The sequence below is a fragment of the Devosia alba genome (assembly GCF_039938915.1).
GTDB lineage: Bacteria > Pseudomonadota > Alphaproteobacteria > Rhizobiales > Devosiaceae > Devosia > Devosia alba.
This window is the reverse complement of the sequence record NZ_JBDUUI010000006.1, coordinates 114,168-136,301: the sequence shown is the minus strand read 5'-3', so window position 1 is coordinate 136,301 and position 22,134 is coordinate 114,168. Positions and strand designations below refer to the sequence as shown.

The 22,134-nt window shown below is 61.3% G+C and carries 21 protein-coding genes; 6 read left to right on the top strand and 15 right to left on the bottom strand.

What is annotated here, in order from left to right:
- Positions 1-48: 48 nt before the first annotated feature.
- Together ABFY71_RS10895 and ABFY71_RS10890 are read right to left on the bottom strand one after the other, a co-directional pair.
- Complete coding sequence (locus ABFY71_RS10895; RefSeq protein WP_347946006.1) at positions 49-816, bottom strand: alpha/beta fold hydrolase; 768 nt, start codon at positions 814-816, stop codon at positions 49-51.
- Positions 817-869: 53 nt separating this feature from the next.
- Positions 870-1,691 carry an alpha/beta fold hydrolase gene (locus ABFY71_RS10890; RefSeq protein ID WP_347946004.1) on the bottom strand — a complete coding sequence of 274 codons (822 nt, stop codon included), beginning with the start codon at positions 1,689-1,691 and terminating at the stop codon, positions 870-872.
- Between the two features lie 227 nt (positions 1,692-1,918).
- On the opposite strand from ABFY71_RS10890, the gene ABFY71_RS10885 reads away from it, so the two are divergent.
- The gene (locus ABFY71_RS10885; protein WP_347946003.1) at positions 1,919-2,380 is read left to right on the top strand and encodes a MarR family winged helix-turn-helix transcriptional regulator; all 462 of its coding nucleotides are present in this window, start codon (positions 1,919-1,921) and stop codon (positions 2,378-2,380) included.
- Between the two features lie 52 nt (positions 2,381-2,432).
- A complete protein-coding gene (locus ABFY71_RS19320) occupies positions 2,433-2,696 on the top strand; it encodes a DUF488 family protein (protein ID WP_431021527.1) in 264 nt (87 codons plus the stop codon).
- On the opposite strand, the gene ABFY71_RS10880 is transcribed toward ABFY71_RS19320, so the two are convergent.
- Positions 2,681-4,825, bottom strand: a complete 2,145-nt coding sequence (locus tag ABFY71_RS10880) for a GumC family protein (RefSeq protein ID WP_347946002.1) — start codon at positions 4,823-4,825, stop codon at positions 2,681-2,683. The genes ABFY71_RS19320 and ABFY71_RS10880 overlap by 16 nt on opposite strands.
- A gap of 122 nt (positions 4,826-4,947) precedes the next feature.
- The gene (locus ABFY71_RS10875) at positions 4,948-5,496 is read right to left on the bottom strand and encodes a transglutaminase-like cysteine peptidase (RefSeq protein ID WP_347946001.1); all 549 of its coding nucleotides are present in this window, start codon (positions 5,494-5,496) and stop codon (positions 4,948-4,950) included.
- 273 nt (positions 5,497-5,769) lie between these two features.
- Here ABFY71_RS10875 and ABFY71_RS10870 point away from each other — a divergent pair, with 273 nt between their 5' ends.
- A complete protein-coding gene (locus tag ABFY71_RS10870; RefSeq protein ID WP_347946000.1) occupies positions 5,770-6,432 on the top strand; it encodes a hypothetical protein in 663 nt (220 codons plus the stop codon).
- A gap of 208 nt (positions 6,433-6,640) precedes the next feature.
- Here the strand turns inward: ABFY71_RS10870 and ABFY71_RS10865 are convergent, their stop codons facing one another.
- The 3 genes from ABFY71_RS10865 to ABFY71_RS10855 form a co-directional block, all read right to left on the bottom strand.
- Positions 6,641-7,657: an O-antigen ligase family protein gene (locus tag ABFY71_RS10865; RefSeq protein ID WP_347945999.1), complete on the bottom strand. Its 1,017-nt coding sequence runs from the start codon at positions 7,655-7,657 to the stop codon at positions 6,641-6,643.
- 377 nt (positions 7,658-8,034) lie between these two features.
- On the bottom strand, positions 8,035-8,712 hold the full coding sequence (locus ABFY71_RS10860) for a hypothetical protein (RefSeq protein WP_347945998.1): 678 nt from the start codon (positions 8,710-8,712) through the stop codon (positions 8,035-8,037).
- 58 nt (positions 8,713-8,770) lie between these two features.
- Positions 8,771-9,319, bottom strand: a complete 549-nt coding sequence (locus ABFY71_RS10855; RefSeq protein WP_347945997.1) for a transglutaminase-like cysteine peptidase — start codon at positions 9,317-9,319, stop codon at positions 8,771-8,773.
- Positions 9,320-9,561: 242 nt separating this feature from the next.
- On the opposite strand from ABFY71_RS10855, the gene ABFY71_RS10850 reads away from it, so the two are divergent.
- Complete coding sequence (locus ABFY71_RS10850; RefSeq protein ID WP_347945996.1) at positions 9,562-10,371, top strand: sugar transferase; 810 nt, start codon at positions 9,562-9,564, stop codon at positions 10,369-10,371.
- 202 nt (positions 10,372-10,573) lie between these two features.
- Positions 10,574-12,001 carry a mannose-1-phosphate guanylyltransferase/mannose-6-phosphate isomerase gene (locus tag ABFY71_RS10845; RefSeq protein ID WP_347945994.1) on the top strand — a complete coding sequence of 476 codons (1,428 nt, stop codon included), beginning with the start codon at positions 10,574-10,576 and terminating at the stop codon, positions 11,999-12,001.
- 65 nt (positions 12,002-12,066) lie between these two features.
- Here ABFY71_RS10845 and ABFY71_RS10840 read toward each other — a convergent pair whose 3' ends face one another.
- The 8 genes from ABFY71_RS10840 to ABFY71_RS10805 form a co-directional block, all read right to left on the bottom strand.
- Positions 12,067-13,371 (bottom strand): TRAP transporter large permease, encoded by a 1,305-nt coding sequence (locus tag ABFY71_RS10840; protein WP_347945993.1) that lies wholly within the window; start codon positions 13,369-13,371, stop codon positions 12,067-12,069.
- Positions 13,368-13,868: a TRAP transporter small permease gene (locus tag ABFY71_RS10835; RefSeq protein ID WP_347945992.1), complete on the bottom strand. Its 501-nt coding sequence runs from the start codon at positions 13,866-13,868 to the stop codon at positions 13,368-13,370. The genes ABFY71_RS10840 and ABFY71_RS10835 overlap by 4 nt, the downstream gene beginning before the upstream one ends.
- 65 nt (positions 13,869-13,933) lie before the next feature.
- Positions 13,934-15,055, bottom strand: a complete 1,122-nt coding sequence (locus tag ABFY71_RS10830; RefSeq protein ID WP_347945991.1) for a C4-dicarboxylate TRAP transporter substrate-binding protein — start codon at positions 15,053-15,055, stop codon at positions 13,934-13,936.
- 77 nt (positions 15,056-15,132) lie between these two features.
- Positions 15,133-15,999, bottom strand: coding sequence for an amidohydrolase family protein (locus tag ABFY71_RS10825; RefSeq protein ID WP_305575805.1), 867 nt, complete (start codon positions 15,997-15,999; stop codon positions 15,133-15,135).
- Between the two features lie 11 nt (positions 16,000-16,010).
- Entirely contained in the window at positions 16,011-16,502 is a 492-nt protein-coding gene (locus ABFY71_RS10820) for a MarR family winged helix-turn-helix transcriptional regulator (protein WP_347945990.1), read from the bottom strand.
- A 295-nt stretch (positions 16,503-16,797) separates the two neighbouring features.
- On the bottom strand, positions 16,798-18,405 hold the full coding sequence (locus ABFY71_RS10815; RefSeq protein WP_347945989.1) for an acyl-CoA dehydrogenase family protein: 1,608 nt from the start codon (positions 18,403-18,405) through the stop codon (positions 16,798-16,800).
- Entirely contained in the window at positions 18,402-19,163 is a 762-nt protein-coding gene (locus tag ABFY71_RS10810) for an SDR family NAD(P)-dependent oxidoreductase (protein ID WP_347945988.1), read from the bottom strand. Before ABFY71_RS10810 ends, ABFY71_RS10815 begins: the two co-directional genes overlap by 4 nt.
- Entirely contained in the window at positions 19,160-21,016 is a 1,857-nt protein-coding gene (locus ABFY71_RS10805; RefSeq protein WP_347945987.1) for a feruloyl-CoA synthase, read from the bottom strand. Before ABFY71_RS10805 ends, ABFY71_RS10810 begins: the two co-directional genes overlap by 4 nt.
- 119 nt (positions 21,017-21,135) lie before the next feature.
- On the opposite strand from ABFY71_RS10805, the gene ABFY71_RS10800 reads away from it, so the two are divergent.
- The gene (locus tag ABFY71_RS10800; protein ID WP_347945986.1) at positions 21,136-21,927 is read left to right on the top strand and encodes a crotonase/enoyl-CoA hydratase family protein; all 792 of its coding nucleotides are present in this window, start codon (positions 21,136-21,138) and stop codon (positions 21,925-21,927) included.
- Positions 21,928-22,134: the final 207 nt, after the last annotated feature.

Below are 22,134 nucleotides of genomic sequence, written 5' to 3'. Positions count from 1 at the left end.
TCGCTCCTTGGTGAGCGATGACCATGGTTGGTGCGTGGCAAACAGAGATTACTGCGCGGCCTCTTCGATAAGATCGGCCACGGCCTGAGGCTGCGAGACCATGACGACATGGGATGCGCCCTCGACGACAACGGTGTGCCTGGACCCGGCGCGCTCCGCCATGAAGTCGAGTGCCTGTGCCGGGATATTCCTGTCGGCATCGCCATAGATGAACCAGGAGGGCACGGTCTTCCAGGCAGGTTCCCCGGATTTTTCCGTCAGCGCGGCTTCGGTGATCGGTCGCTGGCCGGCAGCCATCAATGCCGCTTTTTCCGCCGGAACATCCTGAGCAAATTGATCGTGGAACTTTGCCTGATCGATGGACAGATCGATGTCACCATCGGCGAGCGTTACCGGCGCCGCCAGCGCCTCGCCGAGTGTGCCGCCTGGAAACTTGCCGGCCAGATCAGCCGCGGCTTCCCCGGCGTCGGGAGCGAAGGCGGCCACGTAGACCAGCGACTGGACGTTGTCATTGCCATTGGCGGCAGTCGAGATGACCTGACCACCATAAGAGTGACCCACCAGCACGACAGGGCCATCGATGCTGCCAACGATGTCGGAGACATAGGCCGCGTCACCCGAGACGCTGCGCAGCGGGTTGGCGGCGGCGATGACTGCATAGCCATCCTTCCTCAGGATTTCGACCACGCCATCCCAGCTCGAAGAGTCGGCAAAGGCACCGTGGACTAGGACCACCGTCGGTTTGGCGGGTTGGGCGAAAGCGGTACCCGAGAATAGGGCACTGATAACAGCAGCAGTAGCGACACGTTTGTACATGGGAACGTCCTTTTCGATTTCAGCGTTATGGGTTCGGTCTTGGAAAGCGGTGATCAGCCGCCAATGAACGCCAGAACATCAGCGTTGAAGCGGTCAGCTTCGGTTTCGGCCAATCCGTGGGACCCGCCGGCATAGATCTTCAGCGTGGCATTGGGCACGATGTCAGCAGCGCGATGCGCCGAAGCCTCGATCGGCACGATCTGGTCGTCGTCGCCGTGGATGATCAGTGTCGGCTTGTCGATCCGGCGCAGGTCCTGCGTGTAGTCGATTTCGGAAAACTCGTGGATGCAGTCGTACTGGCCTTTGATGCCGCCCTGTAGGCCGATCCGGCGGAAGTTCTCGCGCAAGCCGTCATTGCTCTCAACGCCATCGCGGTTGAAGCCGTAAAACGGCACGGTCAGGTCAAAGAAGAACTGTGAGCGGTTCTTTGCCGTGCCCTGGCGAATGCCATCGAACACCGAAAGCGGGGTGCCGGCTGGGTTGGCGTCGGTCTGCAGCATCAGGGGAGGAACTGCGCCGACAAGCACGACCTTGGCAATGCGGGCGGTGCCGTGACGACCGATATAGTGCGCGACTTCGCCGCCGCCCGTCGAGTGGCCGACCAGGACCAGATCACGCAGGTCGAGCGCTTCGATCAGTTCGGACAGGTCATCGGCATATTGATCCATATTGTTGCCGTCGAAGGTCTGGTCGGAACGGCCATGGCTGCGACGGTCATGGGCGATGACGCGGTAGCCGTTCTGGCTGAAAAACAGCATCTGCTGGTCCCAGGCGTCGGACGATAGCGGCCAGCCATGGGCGAAGAGGATCGGCTGCCCGGTGCCCCAGTCCTTGTAAAACAGGCGCGTTCCGTCGGTGGTGGTGAAACTGCTCATCTGAAACCTCATCTTCCTCATTTAGATCGTACACAAATCATTGGTGTGCAAGCTATATGACGGCAGTTTCACGTGGTGTCAATCGCAAACGAATAGATCGTGCACAAATTATTCTGGAAGTGGGCGTGAGAGAACCGGGCGCAGCTTCCGCGATGGCGCCGGTTGCCGCATCGTCAATCGCTTGCTATTCAGTCGTGCGCGATTTATTTTGGGTGCAGGAGGTCCAGATGACCAAATCCGATCCGACGACTGCAGCGCCCGCAATGCCTGCAATCGATGACCTGTTGTGCTTTGCCATCTATTCCAATGGCCATGCCTTCAATCAATTGTACCGACCGCTGCTGAGCGCCATCGGCCTGACCTATCCGCAGTATCTGGTGATGGTCGCCCTGTGGGGACGCGACGGCCGCTCGGTCAAGGAATTGGGCGATGAACTGTTTCTCGATTCCAGCACCCTGACACCGCTGCTCAAGCGCATGGAGAAGGCCGGTCTCATCGTGCGGGCGCGCAGCACCGAAGATGAGCGCAAGGTGACCATCCGGCTGACCCCGCAGGGCGAGGCGCTGAAACAGCGCGCCGCGCATATCCCCGGTTGCATTGCCGACGTGGTGGGCATTGACGCCCAGGACGTCAAGACCTTGCAGCACACCCTTGTTACCATCAGGGACCGTGTCAAAGCCAAAGTCTGAGTGAGACGATCAGCACAGAGGGGCCTGACTCTGGTTTACATTTCCGCATGGCGTGACAGACGCGTCTCTGGTCGACGTCCGCACGTTTCCGCGACCCCGCACCAACCCGGCGTTCAATACTGACCTCTTGCCGGATGACCTTGCCAGGAAGCAGACCGCCTATCGGCATTGCCCGGTTCTGGGTGGGCGCCGACCCGGGCAAAGGGATATCGAACCCAGTCTCCACGGGATGTGGCGGGTCCAGAGTTTTCACAACTATGCCGACTACGCCCTGGCCGCAGCGGTCCTGGCCGATCTGCCTCAACTCTCGGAATAGTAGGAATGGTAGGTGTAGTGGTAGGCCCGGCTTCTGACCGGCTGCTGTGTCATCGCAAGAACCAGAGGCGTGTCGCTTGAAATGGCGCGGTCAACGGTGCGCAGGGCATGAAGCACTTCCCTCTGGGTAGTGCTGGCATAGCGGGTCAGGAACAGCACGGCGTCGGCGAACTGCATCAGATAGATGCCATCGACGACCACGCCGGCAGGAGGCGTATCGATGATGATGATGTCGAAGGTCTGCCTGGCCGCATCGACAAGCCGGGCGAACGGCTTGCTGGTCAGCAAATGCTCTGTCGGCAGGTCATTCTGGTTTGAGCTCAGGACGGCGGACAAGCTGGACAGCGGATCCTGGACGATGATCGATGTAGTTTCCTGGGCGGATACTTCGCCTGCCAGAAACTCATTCAGCCCCGTCGATGAGGTGACGTTGAGCTGCTTGTGCAGCGACGGCTTGCGCAGATCAGCGTCGATGATCAGGACACGTTGGCCTGCCGCCGCGTAGGTGCGGGCCAGGGACAGTGCAGCGGTTGTCTTGCCTTCAATCGGCAGAGACGATGTTACGACGATCACCTGGCCACGGTGGGTGTCTGCGCCTTTATTCGTCTGCGCCAGGCGTTGGTCTATCCGCAATCGGATGCGCCTCCAGCTCTCCGAATACAGCGAGATCGGTGCATTGATGACTTGATCGGCGGCGCTGGCGATATGTCCATCGTCAAGTCTGACTGGCTTTTGCAGAGGAATGCCCGTCACCACCTCGCGCCGCGTGACTGTCTCGAGCTGGTCCGTGGAGGTGAAGCCCCCAATGAAATTGTCGACAATAAATGCCAGGCCGACGCCCAGGCCGACGGCAACCAGGGCGGCAAGAGCCAGAATTAGGCGTGTGTTTGGAAAAGACGCCGAGGATGGCGGGGTTGCCGTCGCCACCACGCGGCTATCGGCGATCTGCAGATCGGCCTGGGCGCGCAGGTCGTTGACGCGCGCAACCAGCCGCTCATAGTTGGAACGCGCAAGGGCAGCATTCTGCTGCAACTCGTAGATGCTGGTGAGGATTTCTGGAGGCAGATTGCTGGCCATGAAGGTTTGGCGCACCTGCTCGCGCAGGGCAACGGATTGGTCCTGATAGCTGACCACCTGCTGTTGCAGAGACTGGATTTCCTGACCTGCGGTTGCCTGCAATTGCTGTTCGATATTGGCGAGGTCGCCGCGCAAATCGACCGCCGCGTTGTTTTCCGGCGCCAACGCGTTGAGCCGGGCCAACAAGGCCGAGCGCTGGCGTTCGAGGCTGGCAACGGCTTCTGACTGCAATGAATTTGCAAGCTGGTCGTAGTTTAGCTGGGCCAAATTCTGGCTGGCATTTTCAAGCACGCCACTCAGTCGTTCGCGCTCCGATGTTGCCTCGGTCAGGCGGTCGCGCAGATCGGCGATATTCTCAAAGCCCGGCTGTGCTGTCAGGCGATCAACATTGTCTTCAACAAAGTTGTCAAAGGCACCTTCGCTGGCCGCCAGACTCTTTGCCGCTTCGGCAATACGGGGCTCAAGAACCTGCAATGAATTGAGCACAGACTGGGTCTTTGATTGAATCTGCAGCGCGATATAGGCGTCTGCCGTGGCGTTGGCGATGCGCGCCGCTGTTTCAGGAGAGGCAGCGTTGGCGCTGATCGCAATCAAATAGGTCAGGCCACGCCGCTGCACGGAAATAGCCTGGCGCAGCTGGTCGACAATGCTGTTGATTGCCTGGTCGCCTGTGGCCAGGGTCGGGTCCGCCAGGCGAAAGAAGGCCATCAACTGCTCGCGCATTCCGATCCGGGGCATGAACTCAGGATCTGAGAGCAGATTGGCCTGCTCGATCACGCGATGCAGGGTTGGGACGGAGCGAACGATTTCGACTTCGCTGTCCACCCGGGCGTTGTCGGCCGAACTCGACACGCCGCTGCCAGCATCGGGCTCAAGCAGATCCTTACGCGCCGTGTCCACATAGACCAGTGTCGTTGCGGTGTACCCTGGCTTAAGGGAATAAACGACTCCGCCCGTAGCCACGAGAACAGTGACGATAACCAAAAGGATCATCCGGGCGTGGCGCTGCAGCACTCCCAGGATCGCCCGAATATCGATTTCCTGCTCGTCCATTGATTCACCCGTGACTTGGCGCCGGATGTTTATTAACGGTGCGGCTGATCAGTGCAACCCATTTGGCACTCTATATAACGTCTGGTGTCAATAGTTTGCCTCAGAACTACTCAAGGTTGCACTCAACCCCATTTGCGCGGATCTGCCTTTGACATGGCGACGACGCGATAGCCGGTTTGTTCGAAGAGCTTGATTTCGCCGGTGAGATTGTCGAGTGCCAGATCGCCCTGCGACGTCTTGACCACGAGCACGGCGTGGCCCTGACCGCTGCGGGTTTTGACATAGGCAATGCGCAATGCGCTGGAGGGCAGGCCGGCCCCGATCAGTTGGTGGCGCTTGCTCACCACATAGCTCTTGCAGTCGCCCGAACTTGGATTGACGCGCCAGACCTGCAAGGAGGCGCTATCGAGCCGGGGGCGGATGGCGCGATTGACCCGGGAATTGACCCGCGCCAGCGTGCGGAACATCTCTTGATCGAGGGTGATCTTGGCGGCGCCGCCGGGGCGGCATTCCGCCGGGGTCATGGCGCAGAACATCTGGAAGCTCATCGGGCCGGCCGAGCCAACCAGTTCCTGCACGGTGACTTGGCTGGGACGGTTGGCCAAGGCGGCATTTGCCATTCCGAAAGTGGCGATGGCGGTGATCACGGTTGCCAATACTAGCGTCTTCATATTGTCCATCCTTGGACTGATCCGATGCCAGCAGCCTAGGAGGTCAATTTTGCCGTACTCTGTAAAAAACCAATCAAATTTTATGAAATTTGTCGCGGATATGAGGGGGGCGGGCCAAAACTGACTTCATCGTCACTGCCACGGTCCCTATTGCGCGGGGGGAGGGGCAGCATTGCGCGGGGGGAGGGGCAGCGGTCGTAAAGTGAATTGACTTTTTGATTGGAAATGAGTTTACACTTATTGAAACTTCCAACAATTAGACTGGAGAGCGGCATGCAGAAGCTCGTCAAGATTGTTCTGGCCTCCAGCATATTGGCATTTGCTGCGGCAACGCCTGTAATGACGCAGGTGGCAGTTGGCCAGCAGTCCCAGGATGTTGCGGCATTGCCTGCGGACTTGCAGGCGGCAGTTGCAGTCTTGCCGGCCGCACAACAGCGCCGCCTTCTGGCAAACATCAGTGCGCTTTCTCCGGCCCAGCGCGCATCACTCCTGTCATTGCCGGCTGCCCAGATTGCTGCCGTAGCCACTCTGCGGCCCGATCAGGTGACAGCTATCGTTTCCCTGCCGCCTGCTCAGTTTGCCGCAGTGGCTTCGGCGGTAGCGAACGTCAATAGTGCTGCGCGCACAGGCGGAACTGCTGCTGTTGGTGCAGCCATGGCGCAGTTGAATGGGGCCTTGCTCGCGACGGAAAACACCGCGCTGCTCAATTCAGTCACTGTTGGCGTCGCGGCCAATGTGGCTGAAGAGGCCGCCGCGGCGCCGGCAGGCGCGCCCATTCGTCAGAATGCTCAGGCCGTGGTCACGGCGGCGGCGACCAGCCTACCGGCTAACAGCCCCCAGATTGCTGTGTTGCAGACAGCGGCAGCCGCAGTAGCCAGCGGCAGCACAACAGTTGATCCCGCGATCGGTGCTCTGAACGAAGCCAGCCCAACCTAGTCGCTTTACCCATATTCTCTTCAAGGCCCGGCTTGTTGCCGGGCTTTTTCGTGGTGTTTCGCCGCTACCCCGGCAAAAGCTGCGCATTCAAACCAGCCGACGCTGCCGGACGGCGTGCGACACTATTGTCCGTGACCACTTGGGCTGACGAAAGTCGCGGTGAGGCAAGGTGACTCGCTCAGTGCCAGGGCGAGCAATTGCTGCCTTTCTAGGCGACAGGCATCTCCTGCCGGGTAACACTGATTGTACTGGTCTGGCTTGAGACACGCTTGCTGACCACGTTCAGCGAAGAGGCGAGCCCGATGCCGACCAGGACGACGAGCAGATAGGCGTTTGCCTGAATTTCCAGGCTGAAGTCCACGGTCGAATGGATAGCGGACACGACAATAGCCCCGATCGCGGCAAGGCGCGGTGCGTTGAATTCGGAAACCGTTAGCTGCTTCCAGACAAGGCGCAGAAGCAACAACACGAAGATCAATATGGGCAGCAGGGCGCCAACCAGCCCCAGTTCTGATATCAGTGTCAGATATGTCGAATGGGCCTTGTTGTAGAGGAGCGTCAAGGTCAATGGCGGTCCAAAGAAGCTGGGATAGGCGAGCTCGAACGAACCACCGCCATAGCCCAGCCAAGGACGCTGCGCGATCATGACGAGGACTTGCTGGTACAAATCCAGTCGGCCAGTGGTGGCGCCGCCCAGATCGAGCACGCGCTCGAGCAAGCCTTGACCAAATACCCAGATGGCGACCACTGACAGTGTCAAGGCGGCAGCGATTGCTGCGGGAATGAATATCACCGCCCGGGGGAGCCACCGGAGTACCAGGAGCGTAACGACGAAGCCGCCCATGGCGCCGGCGAAGAGGCCCGTGCGAGATTCCGTTGCCAGCATGGCCAGCACGATGACGAACAATCCTGCTCCGTAAAAAGCCACCCGGAACACGGCATCCGCCCGAGATTGGTTGCGGGCGAGGGGGCTCCACACAATGCCCGGCAGCAATGATACGCCGATGCTCAGGCCCATGGCGAGGAATGTGGCGAATGAATTGCGATTGACAAAGGTCCCGGTTGCAACGCCCAAATAGCTGTCTTTCGGAAAGCCCAGGATCGTGTCGCCAAGCTGGGTCAGCTGCAGCAGGGAAAATGCGGCGTGCAACACGATGGCCCAGAAAATGGCGATCAGCAGCCATCGCGCGCGACTGCTTTTGGCTCCGGCTTGCAGCGCCAGCACAAAGATCAGGGCGTAGCTGGTCATGCGAACAAGCATGAGCCAGGTGGAGCCAGGGGCAAGGCTGAGCGAGTCTGACAGGACTGTGCTGCCATCAGGCAGTTTGAATTCGAACGATCCGAAAATGGCGCCCAGCGGCAGGGCCTGCAAACAGAGCCAGACCGCAAGAGCAAGCCACAAAGCGGCATAGGCTCGGACTTGCCGAAGCGGCATGCGCAAGGGCGCGTCGCGCAAAATGGCGACCGCAAAATATGTCGTCGCCGCCAAACCAACCAGAGTGCCTGACAAGGCCCAGAAAAATGGGCGATTGCTGCCAAACGGAATAGGAGAAAGGGCGACGATTGCGACGATGAAGTATCCGGCAAGATCATTCGCCCGCGTCATGTCTTGGGTCCGGGGCGGCTGGTGATCGCTATGGTTTGCAGGAAACGGCGCTGGATATCTGCTGGAGCCTGTTCCAGCGCCTTGATGATGACCTCTCTGAAGCTTTCATCCTCGGCATAGCGGCGGGCGAGCCATGCGAGGCCCCGGTTGGAATGTGCCGAAACCACGATATCTGCGGCCAGCGTCTCGCGTGCCGCCGGGGCCAGTGCACTCCAGTTGTAGTAAGCGAGCACCGCCCGATAGTACGCCAGATCTTCCTGATTTGGTGCCGTGCGCTGGGACCACAACAGAGCATCTTCGAACGTGCCGGGTTCATCGGCCGAGCTGCTGGCCAAGGCCCGAACATACCAAGCGTAGGAGAAGGTCGGCGCTTCGTCGACGATCATAGACGCCATGGCACTGCAATTCTGGCGAATTTTATCCTGCAATTTTTCGTCAAGCATCAGAATGGAAAAGCTATTCAGGGAATAATTGCAGTCATCCAGGAGTATCTTTTTCGAGTAGAACGACAGGCCGGGCCTGATGGCGCCGCCCGACAGGGCCTCGAACTTCGTCTCAATAGTCCCGCCGCTGGCGATGAACGGCATCATTTCCCGATAAGCTGCCAAACTTGAGCCGGTCGCCAGGGCGGCCGACACAAACATTATCAGCCACACCCCCGTCGATCTACGCATGGTATCACTCTAGTCAGGCAAATCAGCAAAACAGATTCTCTCCATCATGGCGTAGTTTTCAACCCCATTTGCGCGGATCTGCCTTTGACATGGCGACGACGCGATAGCCGGTTTGTTCGAAGAGCTTGATCTCGCCGGTGAGATTGTCGAGCGCCAGATCGCCCTGCGACGTCTTGACCACGAGCACGGCGTGGCCCTGACCGCTGCGGGTTTTGACATAGGCAATGCGCAATGCGCTGGAGGGCAGGCCGGCCCCGATCAGCTGGTGGCGCTTGCTCACCACATAGCTCTTGCAGTCGCCCGAACTTGGATTGACGCGCCAGACCTGCAAGGAGGCGCTGTCGAGCCGGGGGCGGATGGCGCGATTGACCCGGGAATTGACCCGCGCCAGCGTGCGGAGCATCTCTTGATCGAGGGTGATCTTGGCGGCGCCGCCGGGGCGGCATTCCGCCGGGGTCATGGCGCAGAACATCTGGAAGCTCATCGGGCCGGCCGAGCCGACCAATTCCTGCACGGTGACTTGGCTGGGGCGGTTGGCCAAGGCGGCATTTGCCATTCCGAAAGTGGCGATGGCGCTGATCACGGTTGCCAATACTAGCGTCTTCATATTGTCCATCCTTGGACTGATCCGATGCCAGCAGCCTAGGAGGTCAATTTTGCCGTACTCTGTAAAAAACCAATCAAATTTTATGAAATTTGTCGCGGATCTGAGGGGGCGAGCTCGGGGTTGAGCTGCCGCCGCAGTATTAATATAAATATCACCCATGTCTTGAATGCAGGAGACAGAAAGTTCGAGGTCTGCAATAGTTACTGAAGGTTAATTGACGGCTAAGCGCTAAAGGCCGGTAGATGGACAAAACAACGGGCATAATGGGCCACGATGTGGCCGCTACCGAGACGCATATCGCTTTTCATTCCGCAACGGAGAGCAAGCCATCGCATCTGGAGCCTGACAGTCTGCTCATACCTTGGGCTCTGTCGCGGCGCCAAAGTGGCCTGCGCGTTTTCTGGCAGGAGGACGCCCCCAAACCGCCTGTCATGAATTCCAGGCGCCGGGCGGCGCTTGTGGCGAAGCGTGGCCTGGACATTGTCGGGGCACTAATTGGATTGCTGGTGCTGGCGCCTCTGCTTGCCATTACCGCGATTTGCGTGAAGTTGACGGACCGCGGCCCGGTGTTTTTTCGCCAGACGCGTGTGGGCCGGGAAGGCAAAGCCTTCGAGATACTCAAGTTCCGGTCCATGCATTGGGATCGTTGTGATATTTCCGGCGTGGCCCAGACCGTTGCCAAAGATCATCGTGTTACGCCCATTGGCAGCTTTATTCGCAGGACCAGTATTGATGAACTGCCGCAGCTCATCAACGTGCTGACTGGGGATATGTCTCTGGTGGGACCTCGGCCTCATGTCAGGGGCATGTTGGCTGCAGGCGTACCTTATGAAAAACTGGTGCCGCAGTATGATTTCCGCCATGAAATGCGGCCGGGGCTGACGGGATGGGCCCAATGCAATGGGTTGCGCGGTCCGACTGTCGACCCCAATAAGGCGCTGCAACGGGTTGGCCATGATTTTGCCTATATACAGAATTTCTCGCTGTGGTTGGACGCAAAGATCCTGCTCAAGACGATCGCCACGGAACTGCTGAGTTCTACGGCGCACTGACCATGGTGACCAAGGCAGTATTCCCGCTTTTGCGATCTGGCCTGCGACGCAGCGGGCCCAGCAAAATGCCACTCTGGAAAACCCTTTCTCGCGCCGCCACCGTAAGTCACGACTGTTGCACCAAGTGCGCAATGCGGCCATGACACGTGCATTGCGGTTGTCGTGATGCCCACTTAACAGCAATTATTTGAGGTGCCTGCGGATGTCAGACCTGATCGTCCCCGTGATTTTGGCTGGCGGGCAAGGCACGCGGCTGTGGCCAATGTCGCGCGCGGCACGGCCCAAGCAGTTTCTCCCCCTGACGGGGGCGCTCAGCCTGTTTCAACAAACATTGCAGCGGGTGGCTGGCGCCAGCCAGTACGCGCCCGCCCTGATCATGACCAATGCCGAGTATCGTTTCATTGTGGCCGAGCAGGCCGCCGAACTTGGCGCGCCGCTCAGCGGCATCCTGCTTGAGCCGGTGGCGCGCAATACGGCGGTCGCCATCGCTGCTGCCGCCGCGTTTGTCAGCGCCCGCTTTGGCGCCGACACCATCATGCTGGTGCTGCCCTCCGATCACGATGTGAGCGTTGATTCCAGCTATCATGAAGCGGTACAGCACGCCACGCGCGCAGCCAGAGCCGGCGATCTGGTTGCCTTCGGCCTGCTGCCCACCCATGCTGAAACCGGCTTTGGCTATATCAAGGCGCAAGCCGAACTGGGCGGTGGCGCCAGTCCAATCGAACGCTTCGTGGAAAAGCCCGACCGCCAGCGCGCCGAACAAATGCTCGCCGAGGGTGGCTATTTCTGGAACTCGGGCATGTTCATGTTCGGCGCCGGCGTCTTCCTGCACGAGGGCGAAATTCTGGCACCGGAAACCTTGGCGGCAGCCAAGGCAGCGGTGAGCCAGTCCACGACTGATCTGGATTTTGTGCGCCTCGATGCCGCAGCGTTCGCTACCGCGCCCGATATTTCGGTGGATTACGCCATCTTCGAAAAGACCAGTCACGCCGTGGTCGTGGCGGTCAATTTCGGCTGGTCAGATCTGGGCAGCTGGGATGCCGTCTGGAAGACCAGCAGCAAGGACGCCTCGAGCAATGTCAGCCAGGGTAAGGTAACGCTGAGTAATGTCAGCAACTCCCTGATCGTTTCCGACCATGCCCATATTGCCGTTGAAGGTCTTGACGACATCGCCGTGATTGCCACTGACGACGCCGTCTATGTCGGCAAGCTGTCCGAGGCGCAGAAGGTGGGCGCCATGGTCAAGGTGCTGCGTGCCGGCAAGGATACTTCCGGGCTCACCGAAATCCACAGGACGGCCTACCGTCCCTGGGGCGGCTATTCATCGGTTCTCAGCGGCGATCGCTTCCAGGTCAAACGGCTGTTTGTCAAACCGGGCAAGAAGCTGAGCCTGCAGAAACACCACCATCGCGCCGAGCATTGGATCGTCGTCCGCGGCACGGCCGACGTGACCATTGATGGTACCATGACCACCCTGAGTGAAAATCAGTCCATCTACCTGCCGCTCGGCTGCGCCCATCGTCTCGCCAATCCCGGCAAGATTGAGCTCGAACTCATAGAAGTGCAGACCGGGTCATATCTGGGCGAAGATGATATCATCCGCATCGAGGATGAGTTCGGCCGCGCCTGAACGGGCCGCCGAACTCTATGCAGGCCTGAAACGGCCCCCTCTGACTGCTGCAGGGTTATGTGCGATTAGCGCAGCAGCGACGGCAGAAACAGCACGATGTCGGGGAACAATACCACCGCGACAACCACGACCAGGTCGGCCGCCAGGAATAATGTCACGCCCTTGAACACGTCGGTCAGCGAAGCGTACTGGCCGGCGACGTTTCGGATGACGAAGACGTTCATGCCCAATGGCGGGGTGATCATGCCGATTTCGAGCAGCTTCACCACGAATACGCCAAACCAGACCAGGTTGATGTCCTGCGCCTGCAGCACCGGCAGCAGCACAGGCAGGGTGACCAGCATGGCGCCGAATGGTTCCATGAACATGCCCAGGACCAGGTAGATGAGGACGATGACGAACATCAGCTGGAAGTAGTTCAGATCGGAACCCTGCACGGCGCCACTGATCAGCCCGGCCACACCGCTGAGGCCCAGGAAGCGGGTAAACATCACCGCGCCGACGCCGATAATGAACAGCGAGGCACAAGTGACGAGCGTTTCCAGCACCGACTGGCGCAACACGGCCCAGCTCATCCGGCCGGTAATGACCACCAGGCCAAGGGCGCCGGCGGCGCCGACGGCACCCGCCTCGGTGGCGGTGAACAGGCCCGAGAACAACCCGCCGAATACCAGGGCGATAAGCACCAGAATGGGCCATACCGCCAGCATCACCTTGCGGGTATCGAGGTGTTCGACCCCCACCGGTTCGGCCGGAATGATATCCTTGCGCAGCCAGGCGACCAGCAGAATGACGATAACGTAACTCAGCGCCGTGAACAGGCCGACGGCGATGCCCCCCATGAACACACTGGTGACCGAGGTCTCAGCGAAGACCCCATAAATGATCATCAGGATGGAGGGCGGGATCAGCGCACCAATGGTGCCACCGGCGGCCAGTGCCCCGGTGGCAAAGCTCGGCTTGTAGCCGGCGCGGACCATTTCGGGGATGGCGATACGGCCCAGTGACGCGGCGGTGGCGAGGCTGGAGCCGCAGACCGAAGCGAAGCCCGAGCAGGCAACGATGGCAGCGATACCCAGACCACCCGGCACCTTGCGCAGCCCCACCTTGGCAGCGTCAAACAGGCCTGCAGTAAGACCGCCGTGAAAGGCCACAAAGCCCATCAGCAGAAACATCGGTACGGCCGATAGGGTCCAACTGGCGATGAATTCATAGGGTGTATTGGCCAGCACGCCGATCGCCGGTCCCAGCCCCAGCATGACCCAGACGCCCACGAAGGAAACGGCGATCATGGCGATGGCGATAGGCACCTGCAGGCCGAGGAGTACGAACAGGATGGCGAGGCCGATCAGGCCCAGTGTCACGTTCACTTGGCGGTTCCTTGCACCGGTGGCGCGATGCCCCGGTAGAGGGCCACGAGAGCCGCCAGAGCGAAGGCCACGGGCAGGATGAAATAGCTGGGCCAGACCGGAATCGCCACGCTGAGCGAAATGACATAGCTGCGGGCCGAGAACTCGCGCATGGCCACCAGCCAGGTCGTGTAGGTCAGCGCCAGATAGGCAGCGAAGGTGACCAAAGCGACAAAGATCTGGTTGATCCGGCCGGCGCGACCGACCAGGAATCGGCTGAAGATTTCCACGGAGATCATATCCCCGCGGCGCTCTGCCCAGGCGACAGGCAGGAACGCAATAGCGACCATGTAGTAGTGGGAGACGATCTCAACCGTCGCCGGCACCGGCGCTGAGGCCAGGTTGCGCAGGATGACATAGGCTGTGATGTGTACCAGCATGGCGATGACGGCGACGGACCCCAGCAGGGCCAGGCCGCTTGTCACGCTGTTGACCAGCCGGTCGAGTCTTTCGCGCATGCTCTTGCTCCCAACGACAGGTGGCAAAGTGACCCGCGGATGCGACGCAGCCGCGGGTCTTTGCATCACAGACCGTACGTGGACCAGTCCACCTTGTCCCAGACTTCGGTCTGCACGGCGGCAGCAATGGCGTCGACATCACCTTCGGTTGCAGCGGTGATCGCGGTCCACTTGTCGACCAGGGTCTGGAAGCGCGCGATCTTGTCTGCAGCGTCGGTCACGCCAAGCTGGCTTTCGGCCAGCGCGACGGCATCGGGAATATCGCTGAAGCGGAACTCGTTGGTGGCGTCGAGCAGGTCCTGGCTGGCAGGAATAACCTGGATGCCGGCGTCGACAGCGGCCTGGCGTGCCGATGCAGCCCGGTCATAGCCCCAGCTCTGGGTGAACAGGGCGCTGGACTTGTTGGCGGCACGGGCAAAGCCCTCACGCTGCTCGGGAGTAAGTTCCGACCAGGCTGTGGTGGCCACCGTGAAGTTGGACGTCGTGTGATAGGTGCCCAGCGGCACGTCGATGATGTATTTGGCAACGTCGATCAGGCGATACGAGATCAGGTCGGAGATCGACGCCATTGTGCCATCGAGCACGCCCTGGGAAACCGCTTCGAACTGATCGCTCACCGGCACCTGGGCCGGTGCGGCGCCGAGCTTTTCGGCCCAGCGGGCATAGGGAGCGCCGCCCGAACGCAGACGCAGCCCTTTCATATCGGCCAGCGAATTGACCGGCTTGGTGGTCAGCAGCACATAGACATCGGATGAACCGGCACCGACGAAGACGCCGCCCATGGTCTTGAACTCGGCCTGGCATTCCCCGCAGGTGACGACATATTCGGTCATCGCCGCGCCCATGGCGTGTGGCGTCGTGGCAAGGAAGGAAAGATCGCCCATCAGGGCCGTATTGGGCAGGTCGGCCGGAACAAAGAGCGGCAGCAGATTGCCGACTTCAGCCAGCGATGACTGCAGCGCCTGCTTGACTGTGCCGATATTGACGACTTCGGGGCCGATCATCAGGCCGGTCAGCTCGCCATTGGTTTCCTCGGGCAGGAATTCCGCGAAGCTGTTGTAGAGCGGATCGCTCGCCGGGTGCGCCGGCGGCGCGCCGGAGGCGAGGCGTAGTTCGCGGGCCTCAACCATGCCAACGGCAAGGGCCGCCAGCGATACCACACCTAGTAGTCTGACATATCTATTCATCGTTGTCCTCCCGCGGCCGGAAATCCGACCGCTCTCATGGTTTCTAAGTACGAGCCGCATTTGCTGCGGTCTTGGTGTTAGATTCCGAGCAGGCGTCGCGCGTTCTCCTTGAGGATCAACGGACGAACCTCCGGCTTGATATCCAGTTTCTCGAAATCGGTTAGCCAGCGATCAGGCAGGATAGCGGGCCAGTCCGAACCAAACAGCATCCGTTCCTTGAGCAAGCTGTTGGCGTATTTCACGAGAAGTGGTGGAAAGTATTTCGGCGACCAGCCCGACAGGTCGATGTAGACGTTGGGCTTGTGGGTGGCGACGGCCAGCGCCTCTTCCTGCCAGGGGAAGGAAGGGTGCGCCATGATGATCTTGAGGTCGGGAAAATCGGCCGCGACGTCGTCGATATAGATGGGGTTGGAATATTTCAGCCGCATGCCATAGCCGCCGCGCATGCCCGCGCCCACCCCGGTCTGTCCGGTATGGAACAAGGCCGGCACGCCCGCTTCCTGAATCGCTTCATAGAGCGGATAGGCCGCGCGGTCATTGGGGTAGAATGCCTGATAAGTCGGGTGAAACTTGAAGCCGCGCACGCCGAACTCGCTGACCAGCCGACGCGCCTCGCGCACGCCAATCTTGCCCTTGGCCGGGTCGATCGAGGCGAACGGTATGAGGATATCGGAATGCTCGGCCGCCAGCGTGGCGATGTCTTCGTTATTGTAGCGGCGGTGACCGGTGGCAGCCTCGGCGTCGACGGCGAAGATCACCGCGGCAATGCGGCGCTTGCGGTAGTAGTCGGCCGTTTCGGGAATGGTCGGGGGCGTCTTGAACGGGGAATGGAAGTAGTCTGCCATCGCCTGTTGCAGATCATCATAGCCGTCATCGGCATGCATGCCGCAGGCTTCCTCGGCATGGGTATGAAAGTCGATGGCGACGATGTCGTCCAGATTCATTGGCGCGCCCATCACTTCGTCTCCGGCCAGCCGGCGATCTTGCGCGACAGCGCGATCAACTGGGCATGTTCAACGTCGCTCAGCATGGACAGGGCGGCGCGGTCTGACTGAGACATCTTCTCGGCCGAGGCCTCGATCTGCTTGCGGCCCGCTTCGGTGACGCTGAGCACCACGGAGCGCCGATCATCATGTGGAATGCGCCGGGAGATCAGGCCGCGCTCTTCGAGCGCCCGCACCAGCTTGGTCATATTGGACCATTTGATCTTCAGCACGTCGGCCAGCACGCCCTGGCGAATACCCGGATTCTCGGACAGCGCCAGCAGGACGGTGAACTCCGAAATCCTGATCTCGCTCTGGCCGAACACGGTGAAGAAGCGCTCAAAGGCAGCAAGCTGGGCAATGCGCAGCACGAAGCCACCCGAGTTTTCCAGCGCGCCCAGCGAGACGTCGGCCTTTCCGGCCAGGCGGTCTACTTCCTCGTCATCGAGCTTACGGACGGCCATCAATCGGTTCTCCAGAGTTCTTTGGTATTGCACGTCGCTGCATCGAGAGCACGACTGCTGTGCAAAGGTCAGCAAGACAAACAGCCCGCAGCCGGGTCAGAACATCAGGCTTCCGCAGGGCCGCCTTGTGGCGCCGCTACCAGCCTGGTGCTGCAGAAATTTCCTCCCCGCCAGCCTCCGCGTCCAAGGCTCCCCCGCCCTGGCTATTGCTGTAGTTCAATATAGTCCACAATTGAATTATTCGGAAATAAACAATCTGGCGTCAAGTGGCAAAGCAACAATTTCCTGGGCAAGCTCAGGCACATCGGGCGCTGTGACGGGCATGCGCCAATACACACAGATGGATAGCCTCCGTCGCGCCGATGCGAAACGCCATCCAGCCCGATAAAGCGGCCCAGCCGGCGCGCAGGTAGCTGTCGGCCCGGTATAGCGCGGCATCGGGGTCGGACTGCATGGCCACCATATGGCTGCTCAGCGCTTCAAAGCTGTCCAGCAAGGCGCTGGCGCTGCGGGCCTCCTCGGCGCGTCCGGCCGGCGCCTCACCAAGTTCGTGCCGCGCTCGCTGCAGGAATGCTGCCAGTCCCCGCCCGTCGTCGCGCCACAGGCGGCGGGTGAGGAAATCGAGACCCTGCATGCCGGTTGTGCCTTCATAAAGCGCCATGACGCGAGCATCGCGCAGATACTGCTCCAGCGGCCAGTCCTGGACATAGCCCGCCCCACCCAGCACCTGGATGGCGGCATGGGCGGTATCGAAGCCGGTTTCCGCGCCGAAGGTCTTGATCAGCGGCAGCATCCAGGCGGCAAGGTCGGCCTTGCCGGTATCGGCTTCGAGACGGGCCAGATCCATGATCGTCGCCAGTTCCAGCACGGCGGCGCGCAGGATTTCGGTAGCGGACCGGATATCGTGCAACTGGCGCCGCACATCGGGATGGCTGGCGATCGGTGGCGGCGTCTGGTCCGGGCGCCCGCCCTGCCGGCGCTGGCCGGCATAGTCCTCGGCGATATCAGCGGCGGCCGAGGCGATACCCAGTCCCTGAATCCCGGTATGCAGCCGCATTGGTTCGATCATGGCGAAGAGTTGGGGCAGGCCTCTTCCCTCTTCGCCCAGCAGGATGCCCTTTGCATCGCGGAAACGCATGGCACAGGTGGGCGAGCCATGCAGTCCGAGCTTTTCCTCGATGCGCTCCAGGGAGACGCCATTGGGCGCGCCATCGATTTGGTTGGGTACCAGGAACAGGCTGAGACCACGCGTGCCGGGCTGATCATTGGTACGGGCGAGCATGCAGTGGCCAATGCGGCTGGCCATGTCATGGTCGCCAAAGGAAATCCAGATCTTCTGGCCGGTAACCAGCCAGGCACCATCGCGCAACTCGGCCTTGGTGCGAATCCGGCCCACGTCGGAGCCGGCCTCGGGCTCGGAAATGCAGATGGTGGCGGCCCATTCACCCGATACCAGCTTGGGTCCCCACTCGGCCGCCGTGGTGGCATCGGCCGCCGCGGCCAGCAGGTGGATGGCGCCCCGGCTGGAGCCGGCAGCCATCATCAGCGCCATGCAGCCGCGATCAAACAGCGGGCCACAGGCCGCCTGCAGGGTGAGGGGAATGTCCAGCCCACCAAAATCGATCGGCGCGTCGATGCCGAGCCAGCCGGCTTCGGCATATTGGCGGAAACCGTCGACAAAGCCCGGCGGCAGCTTGACGCGCCCGTCCGTCACCTGGGCGCCGATGCGATCACCCACCGGATTGAGGGGCGCCAGCACGGTTTCGGCAAAGCCGGCAGCGGCGTCGAGCATGGTCGCCACGATGTCATCGTCGCAATCGGGTCGCAGCGCCTGCACGCGGGACCAGCCCGGTGTCAGCGCGAGCATGGCGAGGGTGCGGCTGGCCTGGTCGGTGAAGCTCATTTCGGTTGCATCCGGAGGGCGCCGTCGAGCCGGATGACCTCGCCATTGATATACTGGTTCTCGATGGCGAAGCGCACCGCGTCGGCGAACTCGGCCGGGTCACCAAGCCGGGACGGATAGGGGATGGCAGCCGCCAGACTCTCCTGTGCCTCCTGCGGAAGATTGTGCAACAGTGGCGTCATGAATATGCCGGGCGCCACCGTATTGACGCGAATACCGAAGCGGGCGAATTCGCGCGCCGCCGGCAGGGCCAGGGAAACAATGCCACCCTTGGATGCAGCATAGGCGGCCTGCCCGATCTGGCCTTCGAAGGCGGCAACCGAGGCGGTGTTGACGATCACGCCACGCGCCTTGTCCACCCGTTCGGACAGCGTGGCCATCCGTTCGGCGGCCAGCCGCATCATGTTGAAGGTGCCCACGAGATTGACGCGGATGACGGTTTCGAAATCGGCCAGCGGCATCGGCCCCGACTTGCCGAGAATACGCCCTGCCACGCCAATACCGGCGCAGTTGACGAGAATGCGCAGGCCGTCCCCGGCGCGCGCTGCCGTGTCGAGTGCGGCGGCAGCATCGGCCTCGCTGGTCACGTCGCCGGCCAGCGCCACGCCGCCGATTTCACCTGCCACGGCTTCGGCGGCTTGCCTGTTGCGATCGAACACATGCACCACGGCGCCCCGCTGCGCCAACAGCCGCGCCGTAGCCGCGCCGAGCCCGGAACCGCCGCCAGTGACCAGTGCGCTGGAACCCTCGATCTTCATGCGACGACCTCCCTGTCTGCCTGAATAACGTCAGCGCCATCGCCGTACAGCGCTTGAACCAGGTCATCGCGATGGGCCAATACCGCCCGCTGGTTGATCGAGCCCTTGTCGGTCACCTCACCTTTGTCGAAGCGCAGCGGTTCAGCCATCAGCAACACGCGCTTGATGCGGGTTGCCGAGCCGCTGGCTTCGCGCTGATGAGCGGCAAGCCTGGCGGCCAGCTCCGCGCGGATCTTGGGGTGGGCCAGCAGCTCTGCGTCGGACAGGTCGGGCTCGTCGGCTATCAATTCGCGCAGAGCCGGCAGAAACGGCACCAGCAACGCCCCCAGTTCCGGACGGTTCTCGCCGGTAATGACCGCATCGCGGATCAGCCCGCCAAACTGGTTGACCAGCTGTGCCCGCAGCACGCCGACGGCAACCCAGGTGCCGGTATCGAGCTTGAAATTCTCGGCTGTGCGACCGTCGAAGTAAAACCCCCGGCGCGGATCGCCGGGCACAGCAAACTTGACCGCGTCGCCGATGCGATAGAAGCCCTCTGCATCGAAGGCCTCTGCGGTCAGCTTGGGATTGTTCCAGTAGCCGGGCGTGACATTGGGACCCTTGAGGCGCAGTTCATATTTGTCATCAATGGGCACCAGCTTGACGGTGACGCCCTGGGAGGGGATGCCGATATTGCCCGGACGATCCTGCTGTTCGGTGCAGTAGAGCGCAAAGGGGCCGGTTTCGGTGGAACCCAGGCCGGTACCAATCGGCAGGCTTTCGCCCGTGGTCTGCTCGGCGAGCTCAACCAGGGCGTCCCAGGTATGCTGGGCCAGCCCGGCGCCAGCATACATCAGCATCCTGAGCCGGGAAAAGAAGTTCTGCCGCAGCGCCGGGTCACTGCGCATGGCGCCCACCAGCATCTCAAAGCCCGCGGGGACGTTGAAATACCAGGTGGGGGCGATCTCCCGCAGATTGGCGATAGTCTGGCCGATCAGCGCCGCCGTCGGCTTGCCGCGGTCGATATAATAGCTGCCGCCATTATAGATGGTGAGGTTGAAGACCTTGTTGCCGCTGGCGGTATGGTTCCAGGGCGCCCAGTCGACCACCACAGGGGGCTCGTCACGCATATAGGCATAGCAATCGGCGACCATTTCCATGTTGGAACACAGCATGCGCTGGGTCTGGATCACCGCCTTGGGGGAGCCGGTGGTGCCGGAGGTAAACAGGAACTTGGCCACGGTATCGGGTCCGACCGCGGCAAAGGCGCGGTCGACCGCCTCAGTGGGCTCGGTGGCGACAATGGCGTCAAAGCCATAGGTGTTGGCGCGGCCGGCTGGCAAATTGCGCACCGCAGCAAAAGCCATGTCCGTACCGAAGACGGCGTCGACGGCGGGCGCAAAACGGGCCCCGTCATCGGCAAAGATCATGCCGGCGTCGATCTGGGCGGCAATGTCGTGCAGCTTGGCGAAGCCCGATGAGGCACTGGCATAGGCGGGGGCGATGGCGGCGGACGGAATGCCCACATGCTGGGCGCCCAGTGCCATCAGCGCGTGCTCGATGGAGTTTTCCGACAGAATGAGTAGTGGCCGTTGGGGCGACAGGCCGGCCGACAACAGAAACTGACCGACACGGCGCACCTTATCGAGTGCCTCGGCATAGGTTACCTCGCGCCAGGGGCCGGTGCCCTCACGATCGGCCATCCAGACACGATCGGGCGCCACAGCCGCCCAATGCAGCAGGCGCTCGTTGAGCTTGACTGGATACGGTCCGAGTGGATCCTCGCGCCAGATGATGAACTCACCATTGGCCCGTTCCTCCCACGCGACAACCGGCGACCATAGCTTGACGCTGTGTTTGGCCCCTGTGGTCATGATGCTTCCCCTCCGGTCACCCAATCCCAAATTTTGTTTACAAGGAAACTATCTACCTGTAAACAATCAAAAATGTCAGGGGAGCCCATGGCTTGCATGGGAAAGAGGGAGCGCCGGCAATGGCTGCACAGACCAGCGGATTTATCAGCTACGAACTGAAGGGCGCTGTCGCCCATATTGGGCTCAACCGACCCGAAAAACGCAACGCCATGAACGACCGCTTTGTTGAAATGCTGGCCGAAGCTGTGGCGCGGGCCGAGAGCGAAGCCAAGGCGGCAGTGCTGTTCGGTCACGGCGACCACTTCTGCGCGGGGCTGGATCTGGCTGAGCATGTGGAAAAAACCCCGTTCGAAGGCGTGCGCGGCTCGCGTCGCTGGCACACCGTCACCGCAGGCATGCAGCACGGCACGATCCCGTGGGTATCGGCGCTGCATGGCGGGGTCATTGGCGGAGGCCTTGAACTGGCGGCGGCGACCCATGTTCGGGTAGCCGATCGCTCGGCGTTTTTCGCATTGCCCGAAGGTCAGCGCGGTATTTTCGTGGGTGGCGGCGGTTCGGTGCGCATTGCCGGGCTGATGGGTGTGGCGCGAATGAGCGACATGATGCTGACCGGGCGGGTGATTTCGCCTGACGAGGCCGAGCGCTGGAATCTGGTGCAGTATGTGGTGGACAAGGGTGCTGCGCTGGACAAGGCGCATGCGCTGGCCGAGATCATGGCGACCAATGCCGAGATTTCCAACTACGCCATCATCAACGCGCTGCCGCGCATCCAGGACATGGCCAAGGAAGACGGCTTGTTCGTCGAGTCCTTCATTGCTTCGTTCACTGCCACCAGTCCGGAAGCCGAACAGCGGCTGCGCGCGTTTCTGGAGAAGCGGGTGGCACGATTGCAGGCGCCCAGCGCGGAGTGAGCCGGACCGGCCCGCAAATCTGGTGAACGACGCCATCCGCCCCATTGCCGTTCTCCTCTCACGAATCCCCGCGCAAGCGGGGATTGCTGTTTAGCGGCTGCATGGTCCTTCGCCTTCCGGCAATCATCAGCCTTGCCGCCCTCAATGGAGGCTGGGTGCGTGCGCGGGAGTGTCGCCGCACCCTTACCCCACTTTCCCTCCCCCGAT